The sequence below is a fragment of the Duganella sp. P38 genome, assembly GCF_050859475.1.
Classification (GTDB): Bacteria; Pseudomonadota; Gammaproteobacteria; order Burkholderiales; family Burkholderiaceae_D; genus Rugamonas.
Genome location: NZ_CP193936.1, coordinates 16,372 through 33,085 on the forward strand (window position 1 = coordinate 16,372; position 16,714 = coordinate 33,085).

6 protein-coding genes, 2 tRNA genes and 3 rRNA genes are annotated in these 16,714 nt (G+C 62.0%); 1 reads left to right on the forward strand and 10 read right to left on the reverse strand.

The genetic code is table 11. The features are described from left to right. Positions 1 to 210: 210 nt before the first annotated feature. Positions 211 to 1,575: a sodium-dependent transporter gene (locus ACRQ5J_RS00075; protein ID WP_432380587.1), complete on the forward strand. Its 1,365-nt coding sequence runs from the start codon at positions 211 to 213 to the stop codon at positions 1,573 to 1,575. A gap of 299 nt (positions 1,576 to 1,874) precedes the next feature. Here ACRQ5J_RS00075 and rrf read toward each other — a convergent pair. The 10 genes from rrf to ACRQ5J_RS00125 form a co-directional block, all read right to left on the reverse strand. After that, a 5S ribosomal RNA gene (gene rrf / locus ACRQ5J_RS00080) occupies positions 1,875 to 1,987 on the reverse strand. Positions 1,988 to 2,140: 153 nt separating this feature from the next. Continuing rightward, positions 2,141 to 5,012, reverse strand: a 23S ribosomal RNA gene (locus ACRQ5J_RS00085). Positions 5,013 to 5,207: 195 nt separating this feature from the next. Beyond that, positions 5,208 to 5,283: transfer RNA gene (locus ACRQ5J_RS00090), tRNA-Ala, on the reverse strand. A gap of 7 nt (positions 5,284 to 5,290) precedes the next feature. After that, positions 5,291 to 5,367: transfer RNA gene (locus tag ACRQ5J_RS00095), tRNA-Ile, on the reverse strand. Between the two features lie 62 nt (positions 5,368 to 5,429). Further along, positions 5,430 to 6,958 (reverse strand): 16S ribosomal RNA (locus ACRQ5J_RS00100). The 16S, 23S and 5S rRNA genes sit together here with 2 tRNA genes alongside, the layout of an rRNA operon. A 247-nt stretch (positions 6,959 to 7,205) precedes the next feature. Further along, positions 7,206 to 7,961, reverse strand: a complete 756-nt coding sequence (locus tag ACRQ5J_RS00105; protein WP_432380588.1) for a DUF2135 domain-containing protein — start codon at positions 7,959 to 7,961, stop codon at positions 7,206 to 7,208. Next, complete coding sequence (locus tag ACRQ5J_RS00110) at positions 7,958 to 9,847, reverse strand: DUF2300 domain-containing protein (protein WP_432380589.1); 1,890 nt, start codon at positions 9,845 to 9,847, stop codon at positions 7,958 to 7,960. The genes ACRQ5J_RS00105 and ACRQ5J_RS00110 overlap by 4 nt, the downstream gene beginning before the upstream one ends. Further along, positions 9,847 to 14,373, reverse strand: coding sequence for an alpha-2-macroglobulin family protein (locus ACRQ5J_RS00115; protein WP_432380590.1), 4,527 nt, complete (start codon positions 14,371 to 14,373; stop codon positions 9,847 to 9,849). The genes ACRQ5J_RS00110 and ACRQ5J_RS00115 overlap by 1 nt, the downstream gene beginning before the upstream one ends. Beyond that, on the reverse strand, positions 14,370 to 15,125 hold the full coding sequence (locus ACRQ5J_RS00120; RefSeq protein WP_432380591.1) for a DUF1175 family protein: 756 nt from the start codon (positions 15,123 to 15,125) through the stop codon (positions 14,370 to 14,372). Before ACRQ5J_RS00120 ends, ACRQ5J_RS00115 begins: the two co-directional genes overlap by 4 nt. Then, a complete protein-coding gene (locus ACRQ5J_RS00125; protein WP_432380592.1) occupies positions 15,122 to 16,711 on the reverse strand; it encodes a DUF2138 family protein in 1,590 nt (529 codons plus the stop codon). The genes ACRQ5J_RS00120 and ACRQ5J_RS00125 overlap by 4 nt, the downstream gene beginning before the upstream one ends. Between the last annotated feature and the right edge of the window lie 3 nt (positions 16,712 to 16,714).

Consider the following 16,714-nt stretch of genomic DNA (forward strand, 5'->3'; position numbering starts at 1 on the left):
ATTTAATGCTTTTTGTTGCAGCATCAAACGCCCACATTTATCGACTGTAAATTCTTAAAGATCGTTGCGCTCGCCACTGTGTGGCTTGCTTGCTGCGAATCGTTGTGTCCGTCAGCGAAGAGATGAGATTATGCTGCACGGCATTCATTCCGTCAACCCTCTTTTTTCAACTGCTACAATCGCGTCCTCCAAAAACCTCAGCAAAATGCTATGAATAATAAGACGACAGGCCGCAGCGGCTTCAGTTCCAGCTTCGGCGTATTGGCCGCCACACTTGGTTCCGCGGTGGGGCTCGGTAATATATGGAAGTTCCCTTCTCTCACCGGCGCCAATGGCGGCGCCGGTTTCCTGCTGGTGTATCTACTGGCCACGCTGGCGATCGGCCTGCCGGTCATGATTGCCGAAATCACCCTGGGCCGCGCCGCCAAGGCCAACCCGATCACCACGCTGCAAACCCTGTCACCCAGGAAGAGCTTGCCGTGGTGGCTGGTCGGCGCCGGCGGCATGCTGGCGGCCTTCCTGATTCTGTCCTTCTATTCGGAGGTGGTGGCCTGGGTATTTGCCTATGTATTCAAGGCGATAGGGGGCAGCATCCTCAGCAGCGATCGCCAGGTGACGGAAGCCGCCTTTGGCGCGCTGATCGGCGACCCGCTGCAATCGCTGTTGTGGCAGTGGGGCGTGCTGGTGCTGATCGGCGGCATTTTGCTGATGGGCGTGACCAAGGGCATTGAAGGCATCACCAAGAAGCTGATGCCGGTGCTGTTCCTGTTGCTACTGCTGCTGTGCGCGGTCAGCCTGACGCTGCCCAAGGTGGCGGAAGGCATCGCTTTCCTGTTCAAGCCGGACTTTAGCAAGATTACTGCTGGCGTGATCCTGACCGCCATGGGCCTGGCGTTCTTCAAGCTGTCTCTGGGCATGGGAACGATGATGACCTATGGCTCCTACTTCCGCGATGATCAGAACATCCCAGCAACGACCGTGCGAGTGATGCTGGCCGATCTGTTTGTCTCCATGCTGGCCGGCATTGCCATCTTCCCTGCCGTGTTCAGTTTTGGCTTCGCGCCGTCAGCCGGGCCATCGCTGGTGTTCATCACCATTCCAGCGGTGTTCTCGCAAATTCCGGGCGGCCAGCTGCTGATGATTGCCTTCTTTGCGCTGGCGTCGGTGGCCGCGACCGGCGCCATGCTGTCAATGATGGAGGTGCCAGTGGTGATCCTGCACGAGCGCTTCGGCATGAGCCGCACCAAGGCGACCGTGCTGACTATCGCGGTGCTGGTGGTGATGGGTTCCAGCTGCGCGCTGACCAACAATGTACTGGCCGACTTCAAGCTGTTCGGCATGAATATATTCGATCTGTTCGATTTCGCTTCGTCCAACGTGCTGCTGCCGCTGGGCGGGATCGCCGTGGCCCTGTTCGTGGGCTGGGTGTGGGGGCGCGAGAATTTCCAGCGCGCCTTATCCAATCAGGGCGCGCTGCATAATGCAGCAGTCACGGGCGTGGTGTTTTTCCTGCTGCGCTACGTGTCGCCGCTGCTGATCCTGGTCGTGATGCTGAAAGGATTGGGCTTGTTCTGATGCGCGACCGGCGGCGCTGGCAATCGCTGGCGCCGCGCACCCTAACGCGCACGTGTACGGCCTGGCATTCCGCTGTGGCGGGCGGCCTCCTGATGCAAGCCTCAAGGGGGCGCGTAAGCCACCCCGATTCGCACAAACCTGGAAGTACGCGGTAAGGGCCCATGCCAGCGAGCCTGCCGCAGCGCGCCGAGCGTCGTCGCATCCAATGGCGTGGCCAACGCACTCATACGCGTGGCGATGAATCGCTCAAATGCAAAAAACCCCGCACAGTACGCTGAGCGGGGTTTTTCTAATAACTAGCTTAACGATAACCTACTTTCACACTGGTTGCAGCACTATCATCGGCGTAGAGTCGTTTCACGGTCCTGTTCGGGATGGGAAGGGGTGGGACCGACTTACTATGGTCATCAAGCTTTAACTTGTACTAGCATTCACGTCTTTCTCCGTGAAGCCATGAAATCTGGAAGACAGCATTATAAACGATTTATACCGTTTATCAAGTAATTGTTTAGGTAATGAGCGTAATCAACGCAACAATTCTAAAGCTATAACCTGCTAAGGTTATAGGGACAAGCCGTACGGGCAATTAGTATCAGTTAGCTTAATGCATTACTGCACTTCCACACCTGACCTATCAACGTCCTGGTCTCGAACGACCCTTCAAAGAGCTCAAGGCTCTGGGAAATCTCATCTTAAGGCAAGTTTCCCGCTTAGATGCTTTCAGCGGTTATCTCTTCCAGACTTAGCTACCCGGCAATGCCACTGGCGTGACAACCGGTACACCAGAGGTCTGTCCACTCCGGTCCTCTCGTACTAGGAGCAGCCCCCTTCAAATTTCCAACGCCCACGGCAGATAGGGACCAAACTGTCTCACGACGTTTTAAACCCAGCTCACGTACCACTTTAAATGGCGAACAGCCATACCCTTGGGACCGGCTACAGCCCCAGGATGTGATGAGCCGACATCGAGGTGCCAAACTCCCCCGTCGATATGAACTCTTGGGAGGAATCAGCCTGTTATCCCCAGAGTACCTTTTATCCGTTGAGCGATGGCCCTTCCATACAGAACCACCGGATCACTATGTCCTACTTTCGTACCTGCTCGACTTGTCGGTCTCGCAGTTAAGCACGCTTATGCCATTGCACTATTAGCACGATGTCCGACCGTACCTAGCGTACCTTCGAACTCCTCCGTTACACTTTAGGAGGAGACCGCCCCAGTCAAACTGCCTACCATGCACTGTCCCCGATCCGGATAACGGACCAAGGTTAGAACCTCAAATGAACCAGGGTGGTATTTCAAGGATGGCTCCACGCAGACTGGCGTCCACGCTTCAAAGCCTCCCACCTATCCTACACAGATTGATTCAAAGTCCAATGCAAAGCTACAGTAAAGGTTCATGGGGTCTTTCCGTCTAGCCGCGGGTAGATTGCATCATCACAAACACTTCAACTTCGCTGAGTCTCGGGAGGAGACAGTGTGGCCATCGTTACGCCATTCGTGCAGGTCGGAACTTACCCGACAAGGAATTTCGCTACCTTAGGACCGTTATAGTTACGGCCGCCGTTTACTGGGACTTCAATCAAGAGCTTGCACCCCATCATTTAATCTTCCAGCACCGGGCAGGCGTCACACCCTATACGTCCACTTTCGTGTTTGCAGAGTGCTGTGTTTTTATTAAACAGTCGCAGCCACCATTTTATTGCAACCTTTTCGCCCTATCACAGTAAAGTGACCAAGCTACCGAGGCGTACCTTTTCCCGAAGTTACGGTACCAATTTGCCGAGTTCCTTCTCCCGAGTTCTCTCAAGCGCCTTAGAATACTCATCTCGCCCACCTGTGTCGGTTTGCGGTACGGTCTCGTATGACTGAAGCTTAGAGGCTTTTCTTGGAACCACTTCCGATTGCTACGTGAACAAGTTCACTCGTCCCACTCCCTTGAATTACGTGCCCGGATTTGCCTAAGCACCTTCTATGAAGCAGAAACTGACTATTCCAACAGTCAGACAACCTTCCGCGATCCGTCCCCCCATCGCATCATACGACGGTGCAGGAATATTAACCTGCTTCCCATCAGCTACGCATCTCTGCCTCGCCTTAGGGGCCGACTCACCCTGCTCCGATGAACGTTGAACAGGAAACCTTGGGCTTACGGCGTGGGGGCTTTTCACCCCCATTATCGCTACTCATGTCAGCATTCGCACTTCTGATACCTCCAGCATCCTTTACAAGACACCTTCGCAGGCTTACAGAACGCTCTCCTACCATATCCTTGCGGATATCCGCAGCTTCGGTGACTGGCTTAGCCCCGTTACATCTTCCGCGCAGGACGACTCGATCAGTGAGCTATTACGCTTTCTTTAAATGATGGCTGCTTCTAAGCCAACATCCTGACTGTTTTAGCCTTCCCACTTCGTTTTCCACTTAGCCAATCTTTGGGACCTTAGCTGGCGGTCTGGGTTGTTTCCCTCTTGACGCCGGACGTTAGCACCCGACGTCTGTCTCCCAAGCTCGCACTCATCGGTATTCGGAGTTTGCAATGGTTTGGTAAGTCGCGATGACCCCCTAGCCATAACAGTGCTCTACCCCCGATGGTGATACTTGAGGCACTACCTAAATAGTTTTCGGAGAGAACCAGCTATTTCCAAGTTTGTTTAGCCTTTCACCCCTACCCACAGCTCATCCCCTAATTTTTCAACATTAGTGGGTTCGGACCTCCAGTGCGTGTTACCGCACCTTCATCCTGGCCATGAGTAGATCACTTGGTTTCGGGTCTACACCCAGCGACTATCGCCCTGTTCGGACTCGATTTCTCTACGGCTTCCCTATCCGGTTAACCTTGCCACTGAATGTAAGTCGCTGACCCATTATACAAAAGGTACGCAGTCACCCCTTACGAGGCTCCTACTGTTTGTATGCACACGGTTTCAGGATCTATTTCACTCCCCTCCCGGGGTTCTTTTCGCCTTTCCCTCACGGTACTGGTTCACTATCGGTCGATTACGAGTATTTAGCCTTGGAGGATGGTCCCCCCATCTTCAGACAGGATTTCTCGTGTCCCGCCCTACTTGTCGTACGCTTAGTACCACCGGTCTGATTTCGTGTACGGGGCTATCACCCGCTATGGCTGCCATTTCCAGAGCATTCCACTATCAGTCCGACTATCACGTACAGGCTCTTCCCATTTCGCTCGCCACTACTTTGGGAATCTCGGTTGATTTATTTTCCTGCAGCTACTTAGATGTTTCAGTTCGCCGCGTTCGCTTCACACACCTATGTATTCAGTGAGTGATGACCTAAAAGGCCGGGTTTCCCCATTCGGAAATCTGCGGATCAAAGCTTGTTTGCTAGCTCCCCGCAGCTTATCGCAAGCTACTACGTCCTTCATCGCCTGTAATCGCCAAGGCATCCGCCATGTGCACTTATTCACTTGTCCCTATAACGTTAGCTTCTCGCGACTAACGAGAAAGCGTTTATAGGTTAAGCATTATTGCTTGTTTGTTGATTTACAATCATTACCCATCCAAATGCGTATTTCTACATTTGGATCATAACAATTACTTTACTTCTTCCAGATTTTTAAAGAACGAGAACTACACTTACGAATAACTGCGCCATTCGTAAAGGCAGTTGGTGGAGGATGACGGGATCGAACCGACGACCCCCTGCTTGCAAAGCAGGTGCTCTCCCAGCTGAGCTAATCCCCCGATGTCTTGGTGGGTCTGGTTGGGCTCGAACCAACGACCCCCGCGTTATCAACACGGTGCTCTAACCAGCTGAGCTACAGACCCAATTGCTGTTCTCTAATCTCTTACAGTCGATAAGTGTGAGCGCTTAATGAAGCAAACTCTAGAAAGGAGGTGATCCAGCCGCACCTTCCGATACGGCTACCTTGTTACGACTTCACCCCAGTCACGAATCCTACCGTGGTAAGCGCCCTCCTTACGGTTAAGCTACCTACTTCTGGTAAAACCCGCTCCCATGGTGTGACGGGCGGTGTGTACAAGACCCGGGAACGTATTCACCGCGACATGCTGATCCGCGATTACTAGCGATTCCAACTTCATGCAGTCGAGTTGCAGACTACAATCCGGACTACGATACACTTTCTGGGATTAGCTCCCCCTCGCGGGTTGGCGGCCCTCTGTATGTACCATTGTATGACGTGTGAAGCCCTACCCATAAGGGCCATGAGGACTTGACGTCATCCCCACCTTCCTCCGGTTTGTCACCGGCAGTCTCATTAGAGTGCTCTTGCGTAGCAACTAATGACAAGGGTTGCGCTCGTTGCGGGACTTAACCCAACATCTCACGACACGAGCTGACGACAGCCATGCAGCACCTGTGTAATGGTTCCCTTTCGGGCACTCTCAAATCTCTCCGAGATTCCATCCATGTCAAGGGTAGGTAAGGTTTTTCGCGTTGCATCGAATTAATCCACATCATCCACCGCTTGTGCGGGTCCCCGTCAATTCCTTTGAGTTTTAATCTTGCGACCGTACTCCCCAGGCGGTCTACTTCACGCGTTAGCTGCGTTACCAAGTCAATTAAGACCCGACAACTAGTAGACATCGTTTAGGGCGTGGACTACCAGGGTATCTAATCCTGTTTGCTCCCCACGCTTTCGTGCATGAGCGTCAGTTTTGACCCAGGGGCTGCCTTCGCCATCGGTGTTCCTCCACATATCTACGCATTTCACTGCTACACGTGGAATTCTACCCCCTCTGCCAAACTCTAGCCTTGCAGTCACCAATGCCATTCCCAGGTTGAGCCCGGGGATTTCACATCAGTCTTACAAAACCGCCTGCGCACGCTTTACGCCCAGTAATTCCGATTAACGCTTGCACCCTACGTATTACCGCGGCTGCTGGCACGTAGTTAGCCGGTGCTTATTCTTCAGGTACCGTCATGAGCCGCAGATATTAGCCGCAGCCTTTTCTTCCCTGACAAAAGAGCTTTACAACCCGAAGGCCTTCTTCACTCACGCGGCATTGCTGGATCAGGGTTGCCCCCATTGTCCAAAATTCCCCACTGCTGCCTCCCGTAGGAGTCTGGACCGTGTCTCAGTTCCAGTGTGGCTGGTCGTCCTCTCAGACCAGCTACTGATCGATGCCTTGGTGGGCCTTTACCCCACCAACTAGCTAATCAGATATCGGCCGCTCCATGAGCATGAGGTCTTGCGATCCCCCACTTTCTCCCTTAGGACGTATGCGGTATTAGCGTAACTTTCGCTACGTTATCCCCCACTCCTGGGTACGTTCCGATATATTACTCACCCGTTCGCCACTCGCCACCAGAGCAAGCTCCGTGCTGCCGTTCGACTTGCATGTGTAAGGCATGCCGCCAGCGTTCAATCTGAGCCAGGATCAAACTCTTTAGTTTAATCTCTGTTTGATGGCCATTGCTGACCATGGTTCGCTCACTCAAAATACTGACAGTATTACTACTGTGTTATTTCTTGTTGAGCATTTAATGCTTTTTGTTGCAGCATCAAACGCCCACATTTATCGACTGTAAATTCTTAAAGATCGGGCCTTGCTTAACTGCTGCGAAGCGTTGTGTTCAGCAGCAGAGGAACGAGATTATGGGGGACGCTGCGCATCCCGTCAAGCCCTCGTGTTGTTCTTTCTTACGGAAAGACGAAAGACTTCACCAGCGTCAGTTCGCCGGCAGCGCGCATCGGCACCGGGAAGCTCTGCACTTTCTCGCGCGGCGTGCCTTCATTGGTGATGATCGAGATCCGCGCCACGGTCAGCGCCGAACTGTCCGCGCCGCTGCCGAAGTAATTGACGTAGACGTGGTAATTGCCCTTCGGCGGCGCCGCGCTCGAGTAAATCTCCGGTCCGTAGCCAGTGGTGACGTCGACATCCAGCGCCGAGCCATCCTTCAATACACGGTTGCCGTACCAGGCGTGACCGCCCTCGGGCGTGACCACGTGGAGGTCGAGGTCGGTGCCGGCACTGTCCCATGACAGCACCACGCGCAGCCGCGCCTGGGTCTTGCCCTGGTAACTGTCGACGAATTGCGTGCGGGCGCGGCTTTTACCATCCGGCGCGCGTACTTCGACGCTGTTGGAGCCGCTGCCAAATCCATAGGGCCGGGCAAACTGCCCGTCCGCCCCGACTTCCAGCGGCATGGCAACGCCGTTCACTACCAGGGTGGCTGGCTTGTCCTTCGGGCTGCCGGCGATGCGGCCGCGAATCTGCGCCGTTTCGCTCTGCCCCGGCTGCAGGTTGACCGAGGCGGCCGGGTAGTTGACCGGCTGTGAATACTGCTCCTGCGCGCCGGCCGAGTTGCGCCAGCCGCCCTTGGGCGCGTCGATGCTGACCTGGGCCTGCGCCCATGCCGATACCACAAATATAAATGGAGTCCAGCGCAGCTTCATGGTGAGAGTCTTTCCAGATTAATATCGATCAGCCGGCGCGCCAGGCGCTCGACGTAGTCTTCGTCCTGACCGCGCGGATGGCGCCGCAGGCCGAGGTGTAAATATTCATGGGCCAGCGTGATGCGGTCCTCGCGCGTGGCCAGCGGCCGCATGAAGATGCGGTTGCGCGCCTGCTCGGAATACGGCGCGCCGCTGGCCAGCGCGCAGACCAGCGGTGGCTGGGCCGGGGCTTCATAGCCATCTTCACGCAGCAGTACCCGCTGCCAGCGCGGCACGGCGGCGGCCAGCCAGGCTTCGTTTTGCGTCAGGCGCTGGCAGCGCACGCCGCTGTTGCCGGCCGTGCTGAGAGCGCCGCCGGGGTAGGCGTCGGCCAGCAGTTCGTCGTAGCGCTTGCCCTGGCGAGCGGCCGCCATCGCTTGCGTCCAGGCCAGCACGCCGGGGGCCGGCTGATCGCGGTGATAGCGCACCGGGACGCCATCGACGATCAGCTGATCGGTCCAGCGGGCGATGGCCAGCGCGGCCGGTGTCGCCGGGCTGGGGCTGACGCGCTGGGTGGCGCTGCTGTCGCTGATCTGCTGGCAGCCGGCGACGCTGGCGGCCTGCTGGTGCAGATAGGTGCGCGCGGCCACCGCCAGCGCTTTGGCGGCTTCCGGTTCGCTGGTGCCGGCTTCGCGGTCGAGTACGCGCGCCACGTATTCATTGTCGGCGAGGCGACCGCGCAGTTGCGGACGGCCGTCGGCGCCGGCCAGCAGTTGCAGCTCGCCGTTGCTGCGCAGGGCGAGGCTTTGGCCGTTTTCGAACCGGACGGCGTAGCGGCCGTTCAGCGATCCCGGTGTGGCCGGGCCGTTGGCGCCGCGCACGCTGCGGATCGGGTAGCGCTTGAAGTAGTCGACCATGACGCAGCCGTTGTCGCTGGCTTGCGCGGGCGGCAGGCTGGCGGCCAGGCGTGGCGCCCACTGTTGCAGGACCTTGCTGCTGCTGCCCAAGCCGCCGAACCAGACTGGCGTGCCGTCGGCCAGCCAGCCGGCGCCGCCGCCCAGCCGTTCGCGGCGGTTCTTGATGGTTTGGTGCCAGGAGTAGGTTTTGATGCGTAGCTGGCTACCGAACCAGCGGGCGGCGCCGGCGCCGCGTCCGTCCAGGACGACCCGCAGCAGGGCTGCTTCGGCGTCGGCGCGGCTGGCGGCGGGGATGCTGGCTAGCGCTTGCAGCAGGCTGTCGAGGCGGACCATGCGCTCGGGCGCCATTTGGTTGGGGTGGGCCAGCCACGCGAAGTCGCCCGCGGGCGTGGCGCCGAGGCGGCGGGTCCAGTAGTCGCGCCATGAGGCCGGGGCGATCATCAGGCGCTGCGGCGAGAAGAAGGGGCCGCAGGATTGGGCCAGGGCGATGTCGCGGCTGATTGTTTGGCCGGGGTCGCAGCAGTAGACCTCCTCCGGGTCGCGGCCGCCGCAACGGTAGTCGGGCATGGCGGTCTGGGTATCGGTGGCGTAGATGTAGACGAATAGTTTCCACAGGCTGGCCAGCGGCACCTGGCGGCTGGTGTCGAATGGTTGCGGTGCGGGGCCGCCCTGGCGCAACTGGGTGACGGTGACGTGACCGTCGCGCAGCCAGGCCACATCCAGCGAGGCGGCACGGGATGGCGCCGTCAGCGACAGGCCGAGCGCCCCGGCGGCCAGCATCAGGGCGCGGACGGACGGGCGGCACGACTGGCGGGGCCGCGGCACATCCGGCCCGGGGCGCATTTGGCCGGGACCGGACGAGGGCGCCGGGAAGGCTTCGGCTGGAAGCGCCGGGCAGGCTTCGGCCTGATGAGCCGAGCGGGCCTCGGCCGGCGGCGCAGGGCGGGACTCGATCGGCTGATGCGGGGCGCTGGGCGATGGGCGGCGCATTACTCTACCTTCAGCGTCCGGTTGGCTTTGCCGCCGCCTTCGAAGGCTTTCTGCTCCGGCTGGTACATGCGGTGGTAGCGGGTGGGCGGCAGCACGTAGCTGCCTTTCTGCGAAAAGCGCAGCAGGTGGCGCACCACCAGCTCGCCGCCAAGCGGGTCGATCGGCACCGCGTAGCCGTCGCGGCGCTCCGCGTGGCGCGCGCGTTCCAGCGCCAGCGGCTTGTCGCCCGCCAGCTTCATGCCCCAGGTGCTGGACTCGACCGCCGCGCCCGGCGGCAGCGCCACCTCAAGCAAACCGAAGCGATGGCGCGCGCCGGCCGCCGGCTTGAGCGTGATTTCATCGAGGTATAGCTCGTCGGTGCGCAGCGCCTCGCCTGGCTTGACCAGCTCGGTCGTGTAGCCGCCCTTGCCCTGTTTCATGCGCAGGATGCGGCGTTCGATGCCGACCGGCAGCGATGGCGCCTCGGCCACGCGGCTTTCGTATTGCACCACCGCCACCGTGCCGGCCGGCGCCGCGCCGCTCAGGCGCAACTGCTTAGGCAGCGATTTGGCATCGGCCCAGCGCCATAGCGGCTGGCCGCTGCGGCTTTCCTGCTTTTGCCAGCCGCCCTCCAGCGCCAGCGACGGCGCCTTGCCGAACGCGCCGCCACCGAGCTTCTTCTGCACCCACAGCAGCGTCATCGCCCGGTCCAGCGTCGGCTGTTCGGCGCTCACCGCAGCCAGCACCGCGTCGGCTTGCGCGGCCGGCACGTCGCCGTTCAGCATCAGCAAGGCCTGCGCCACCGGCGCTTTCGACGCGCGCAGCACTTGCCACGCCGCCGCCACCTGCTGCTGCAAGGCCGCCGTCAGCGCGACGCCGTTCTGGCCCGCCACCACGGCGGCCAGGCCGAGGGTGAGCGCCTGCGATTCCTGATCTTCGGCGCCGCCCAGCAGCAGGCTGCTGGTATCGTTGGCCGCGCGCGGCTTGCCGCCCAGCGTCAGGCCGGCAATATCCTCGACCAGGCCGGCGGCCAGTGTCTGCGTCGGCAAGCCCAGGTCGCGCGCCATCCACAGCACCAGTGCGCGCTCGATGGCAGAATCCTTGAGGCCATGCTCGCTGTACACGCCAAGCAGCCGCTGCCAGTGTTCCGGCGGCAGTTCAATGTGCAGCGCACGCGCGGCGTACCAGTCGGCGTAGTAGGCGTAGGCCGTCATCAGCGCGTTGCCCTGCGTGGCGTTGCCCCACCAGCCGAACACCGCGTCCGGACCAGCCATGTTGACCAACCGCAGGCGCTGCGCGCTCAGCATCGTCTGGATGCGTTCGAGCACCTGGCCGGCATCCGGCGCCACGCTTTGCAGCGCCAGCGTCAGCGGAATCAGGCGGCTGGCGGTCTGCTCGACGCAGCCATACGGGTAATCGATCAGATCGTCGGCAATGCGCGCGAACTGGCTGGACGCGCCCTGCGCAAACGCGACGCGGATATTGCGCGCATCGGCCGGCAGCGTGAGCGGCGTCTCGGCGCCGCCCAGCGCCAGCGTCTGCGAGCGCGGGCTGTTCCATGCTGCCGGCAGGGTTTGCACGCCGGTGTCGAGCGCGTCGACCAGCTTGCCGTTCTGCTTCAGCTCCAGCCGCAGCGCGCCGCCGCCGGCCGTCAGCGGGAACTCGACATAGTTGACGCCCGGCTTGGCCGTCAGCTTCTCGGTCTTCGGCTGCGCGCCGCCGGACAGCGTCACCTCCAGCGCCTGCGTGGCGTCGGTCTGGTTGAATACAGCCACCGACGCGCGCGGCGCATCGCCGGCGCGCAGCCAGTCTGGCGCCGTCCATTTGGCGTAGAAGCGCTTGTCCGAGCGCAGATAACCGGTGCGCTGGCCCACCCGCCCCTGCCCATCCATGGCGCGGCCGGTGATGCGCCAGCGGGTCAGCGCGTCCGGCATGGTGAAGCTGACGCGGGCGTTGCCGTCGGCGTCGGTTTTCAGCGACGGCGCCCAGAACGCGGTGTCGATATTGTCGCGACGCGGCCGCTCCAACACCTTGACGCCGCGCTCGTTGTAGTTGTGGCGCGCCGGCGCGCTGCCGCCGCGGCCCTGCGCCATGTCGTAGCTGATGAAGGACAGGCTGGCCGTGGTGCGCACATTATTACGGCGCGGATGGTAGAAGAACTCGCCGATCTCCGGCGCGATCTCCGGCTGCAACACATAAATCATTTCATCGACCACGCCCAGCGCCACCAGCGTGCTGACCGGCTTGCCGTCCAGCGTGGCCTTGACGTCCAGCGTCACCTTCTCGCCCGGCTGGTAGACCTCCTTGTCGGTCTTGAATTGCAGCGCGATGCGCGGCTCGATCACCTGGATGCCGGCGTTTTCAAACACGAAGTCACCATTGCGGGTATAGGCCACCGAGAACGTCATGTTCGGCCCATGCTCTGCCCTGACCGGAATGCGCACCCGCCACTGGCGCGGCGCCACGCGCTGGGCCTGATACCAGCCGGCGCCGCCGGCCATCAGCCCGTACTGCTCCACCTTGTCGCGCTCCAGCGTGAACAGCGCCTGGTCGATCTTCTCGGAGAAGGTGATCAGCGCCTCGGCGGTGTCGCCCGGACGATAGCGCGCGCGGTCCAGCACGATTTCGATGCTGCCCGGCGTGGTGGCCACGCCGTCGCCGCTGACCCAGTGGCTGGCGGCGGCCAGCAGGTTGCCGCGCTCGTCGCGCAGCGACAGCTGGTACGAGCCGGACGCCGGAAAGCTGACGTCCCAGCCCTTGGCGGCAGGATCGAAGGCGCCGCCGGTCCTGGTCTGCTTCTCCAGTTGCACCATTTCCCAGCGCACCGGCCGCACTGTCCCGGCGCCCTCGGCCACCAGGTCGAAGTGCACCTGCTGGCCCGGATCGGAGAACTGGCGCGCCGCCTTCAGCTGGTACATGGTGCTGGAACGCTCGATCATCAGCTCGCGCGTGGTTTTGACGCGGTAGGCGGCGCCGTCGGTCGCCAGCACGGTCAGGATGTAGCGCGCCGGGTCGGCGGCGGCCGGCAGCGTGAATGTGGCGTTGCCGCTGCCGTCGCTGAGCACTTCCTCGGTCTTCAGCGCCACCGGGAACAGGCCGCTGTAGCGCAGTTCGCCGTCCACCATGGTGTTCTGCTGGCTGCGCAGCGACAGCGTCATGCGCGCATTCCTGACCGGCTTGCCATCGGGATAACGCAGCGCGATGCTGCCGCTGACCGCCTCGCCGGTCTTGAATTCCGGCTTGGACGGTTGGACATTGATCTCGAAGTGCGGCTTCACGTACTCGGCCACGCGGAAGGCGGCGCCGTAGACGCCATCCTTGTAAGTGAAGCGCAGCTCGTAGCCGCCGCCGGTGGCGTTCTGCGGCAGGCGGAAGCGGGCGTCGGCGCCGGTTTCGGCGGACAATTGCAGCGTCTGCGACAGCAGCGGCGTGCCGTTGGGGTCGAGCACGGTCAGGACGACCGGCGCCACGACGGCCGGCTGCGATTCGCGCGCCGAGCGGAACTCGCGGCCCAGGAACTTGATGTTGACCTCGTCGCCGGGCCGGTACAGCGGACGGTCGGTGACCGCGTAGATCTTGGTGTTGTAGATTTCGCTGTCGTAGTAGAAGTTTTCCGAGACGAATACGCCGCCGTTGCGGTCCTCGCCCAGCACATAAGTGTGTTCCGGGCTGCCGCGCTCCAGCGTGGCGACGCCGTCGGCGCCGGTGGTGGCCGATTGCAGCACACCGATGCCGTCGGTCCACACGACGCTGGCGCCGGCCACGGCGGCGCTGTTGTCGCGGCGCGCCGCCCACACCAGCATCTGGCCGGGCGAGACCTTGGTCACGGCGATCGTGTCCGCGACGAACACCAGCGTGGTGGCGCGGTGTTCGCCGATGATGGCTTCGACCAGGTACAGGCCCGGCTTGCGCTTGCCAATCGGGATCATGATATTGCCGGCGCCCTGCCCGATGAATTCGCTGCTGGAACCCTCCAGCTTGACGCCCTTGGGCGGCGCGATCGCGCGCGCCTGCCAGATCGGGTAGCGGAAGCTGTCTACCATTTCCATGCCCTTGATCGGCTTGTACTGCGGATGGTTGGCAAACACCGTCGGCTTGCGGATCGCCGCGTTGGTGGCCAGTTGCGGCTGCTCCTTGGTCACGGTGCGGCGCGCATCGGCCGAGAACAGCTTGCGCCAGGCCAGGCGCGATTGCTTCCACCAACTGTCCCACAGGTAGCTCAGGGTATTGGCCAGGCCTTCGCCCTGATAATTGCCTTCCACCTGAATGCGGTGCAGGTTGCGCTGCTTTTTCAGGAAATCCATCGGCTCGGGCACGCGGTAGACCACGATGTCGGCGCCGGAATATGCTTCCAGGTTGGCCCGGGCCATGTCGCGTCCCGGCACCTCCAGCCGCACGCGGGCTTCGTCGGCGCTGCCGTAGCTGGCGTCCGACAGCAGGAAAAACGGTTCGCCCTTGAATGGGGTGTAATTGCTGGGCTCGCGCTCTTGCGCGGCGGCCTGGCCGGCCAGCGCCAGCGCCATCAGGCAGGTCAGCACGATCTTCATGACAGAAATGACAGCCGGAACACGCCGGCGAAATTGGGGTTGTGGGACGCAGGTTGCCACCGCGTGTCCTTCCAGGTCGTAAGTTGTTTGATATCGACGGTGCGCAGGCCGTTGTCTTGCGGCGTCACGCTGCCGGTGTGGTAAGCGATGCGGGCGCCCATCCAGACCATCAGGTGTTGCTCGTCGCCTTGGTCGTAGAACAGCAGGTCGCCGGGCAGGGCCTGGCTGATTTCGCGCGAGATGAAGCGGCTGTTGTGCTGTACCAGCGCCAGCGCGGTGACGAAGGCGCCTACCGTGCCGCCGGTTTGTACCCAGCGGTTGCGCAGGGCGGCTTGTTGCGCGCTCAGGTCCAGCTCGGGCGGCAGGCGGCGGTCGGTGCCGATGCCGTTGGCGCGCAGCCAGCGGGCGTCGTGCGTGGCCAGCGCTTCGTTGACGGCGAAGCGCACCAGGCCGGCGCAATCGCGGTGTGTCCAGCGCGGCGACGGGCCGCGCTCGATCTGCGCGTTGATGATGCGCAGCATCCAAGCCTGGAAAGCGCGGCTCTGCTGCTGCGACAGCCGTACCGGGCCGCCAGCGGACGCCACGCCGCCGCCCGCGCCTGCCGGCGGGGCGGGCCTTGCGCCATTCGCAGCATTCGCAGCATTCGCAGCATTCGCGGCTTCGGCGGCATTGCGCAGGGCCCAGGCGTACGGGGCGGCGCTGATGGCGGCGCCCGCCGCCAGTAGCCGCAGGCAGGTGCGGCGTGCTGTCATCGCTGCACCGCCTGCCATTCCAATTCTTCCCAGCCGGTGCCCTTGGCCGGCAGGCGCTTCAGCACCATGCGATAAGGAGGATATTTTTTCAGCGCGTCCAGGCGCGGTATTAAATGCGCGTCGGCGGCGCCGCGCAGCACCGGCTCGCTGCTGGCCGGCAGCGTGGCGAACGCCTCGCGCTGGATCAGTTGCGCCAGCGCTGCCGGGGCGATCAGGCCAACCGTATGGGCGGCGTCCGGCAACAGGTCGCCGGCGGCCGGCGCCTGCTTGCGGCGCACCGCCAGCACCTGGTCGACCAGCTTGCTGTCGGCAGAGAAGATCACCGCGTTGCCAGCCACCGCCAGCGCCGGCTTGGCCTCGCCCAGCCCTGTTGCCACGGTGCGCTCCCAGCGGGCGCCGCCGCCCTGCACGCTGGTCTGGCGCACAGCATCCTTGCCGCCGATGGCCGAGCCGAACAGGCTGCCGTACAAGGCGTCGCCGCCGGCTTGCGGCTGGCGCGTGGCGATGAACACCGGCGTATGCAGGCGCGACTGGCCATACCAGCAGGCCGCCGCCGGCCCTTGCAACTGCTCGCCCAGCGGCGTTACCGATTCCGGGGTCTTTCCGCTCATGAGCTTGAGCACCGGCTGCAACGCGGCCCAGTCCACCGGCACGGCGAAGCAGGCGGCCGGCGCGTTCGGCAGCGACGGCCACAGCGCGCTGTTGTCGTAGCCGCCCTTGGGCAGCTTGTCGGCGTTCAGCAGCACGCCGGATTGCCACGCCCCCTTGCTGAAATCGAAGCGCAGCGCCTCCAGCGCGCCAAAGAACGGCTGGTAGCCGAAGGAGAGGAAGTCCGCCTTGACGGCGATGCTGTGGCCGTCCGGCGCCTTCGGGTCGAGGTGGAACTGCGGGTGGAACGGCTGCTGCTTGCCAGCGTCGCCGGCGAGCAGGCTGGCGACGGTTTTCTCGGCCGTGTCGTCGCCGTCCCTGCCCTCCTTGCCGCCGTACAGCATGCCCGGATGCGACAGGACCACCAGCCGCTGGCCGTGCGCAGCGAACAGCAGCGTGCGCTGGTAGGCGTAGTTCAGCGCGTACACCGGCACCTTGTCGCCATCCACGCGCAGGCTGCCTGCGACGGTCATCTGCGTGTCCTTCAGCGCGATCTTGCCGGCTTCCTCCAGCAAGCGCGTCAGCTGGTTGCGCGAGACGGCGATGGCGTAGTGCTTGAGCGAACCGTCGGCGTCGCGCCACAACGCCACCTCGGCCGGCTGGTCCAGCACCATGCGCAGCAGCTGGTCGCCCCAGTTAAGCTCATGTTCATACGCGATGCGGCGCAAGCTGCCGTTCAGGCCCAGCCGGTCCTCGCTTTGCTCGTAGTAGAACAGGAATTCCTCGCGCAGCACGTCGCGCGCCAGCGGCACGGTCAAGAGGTCGCGCGGCAGGGTGGACAGGCTGGGCGTCCGGATCAGCGCATCGGGTTTGGACAAATCCAGCTTGAGGCTGTTGACCGGGCCCATGTGGCCCCAGCCGAAGGCGCGGTAAGCGATCACCAGCGCGGCCACCAGCCCGATACCGGCGAGCGATCTGACCAGCACTTTTTTATTCATGGA

What these genes read in the sequence shown, in the direction of transcription:
- ACRQ5J_RS00075 (WP_432380587.1), top strand. Translation starts at nt 211, where the DNA reads ATGAATAATAAGACGACAGGCCGCAGCGGCTTCAGTTCCAGCTTCGGC.
- ACRQ5J_RS00105 (WP_432380588.1), bottom strand. Translation starts at nt 7,961, where the DNA reads ATGAAGCTGCGCTGGACTCCATTTATATTTGTGGTATCGGCATGGGCG.
- ACRQ5J_RS00110 (WP_432380589.1), bottom strand. Translation starts at nt 9,847, where the DNA reads ATGCGCCGCCCATCGCCCAGCGCCCCGCATCAGCCGATCGAGTCCCGC.
- ACRQ5J_RS00115 (WP_432380590.1), bottom strand. Translation starts at nt 14,373, where the DNA reads ATGAAGATCGTGCTGACCTGCCTGATGGCGCTGGCGCTGGCCGGCCAG.
- ACRQ5J_RS00120 (WP_432380591.1), bottom strand. Translation starts at nt 15,125, where the DNA reads ATGACAGCACGCCGCACCTGCCTGCGGCTACTGGCGGCGGGCGCCGCC.
- ACRQ5J_RS00125 (WP_432380592.1), bottom strand. Translation starts at nt 16,711, where the DNA reads ATGAATAAAAAAGTGCTGGTCAGATCGCTCGCCGGTATCGGGCTGGTG.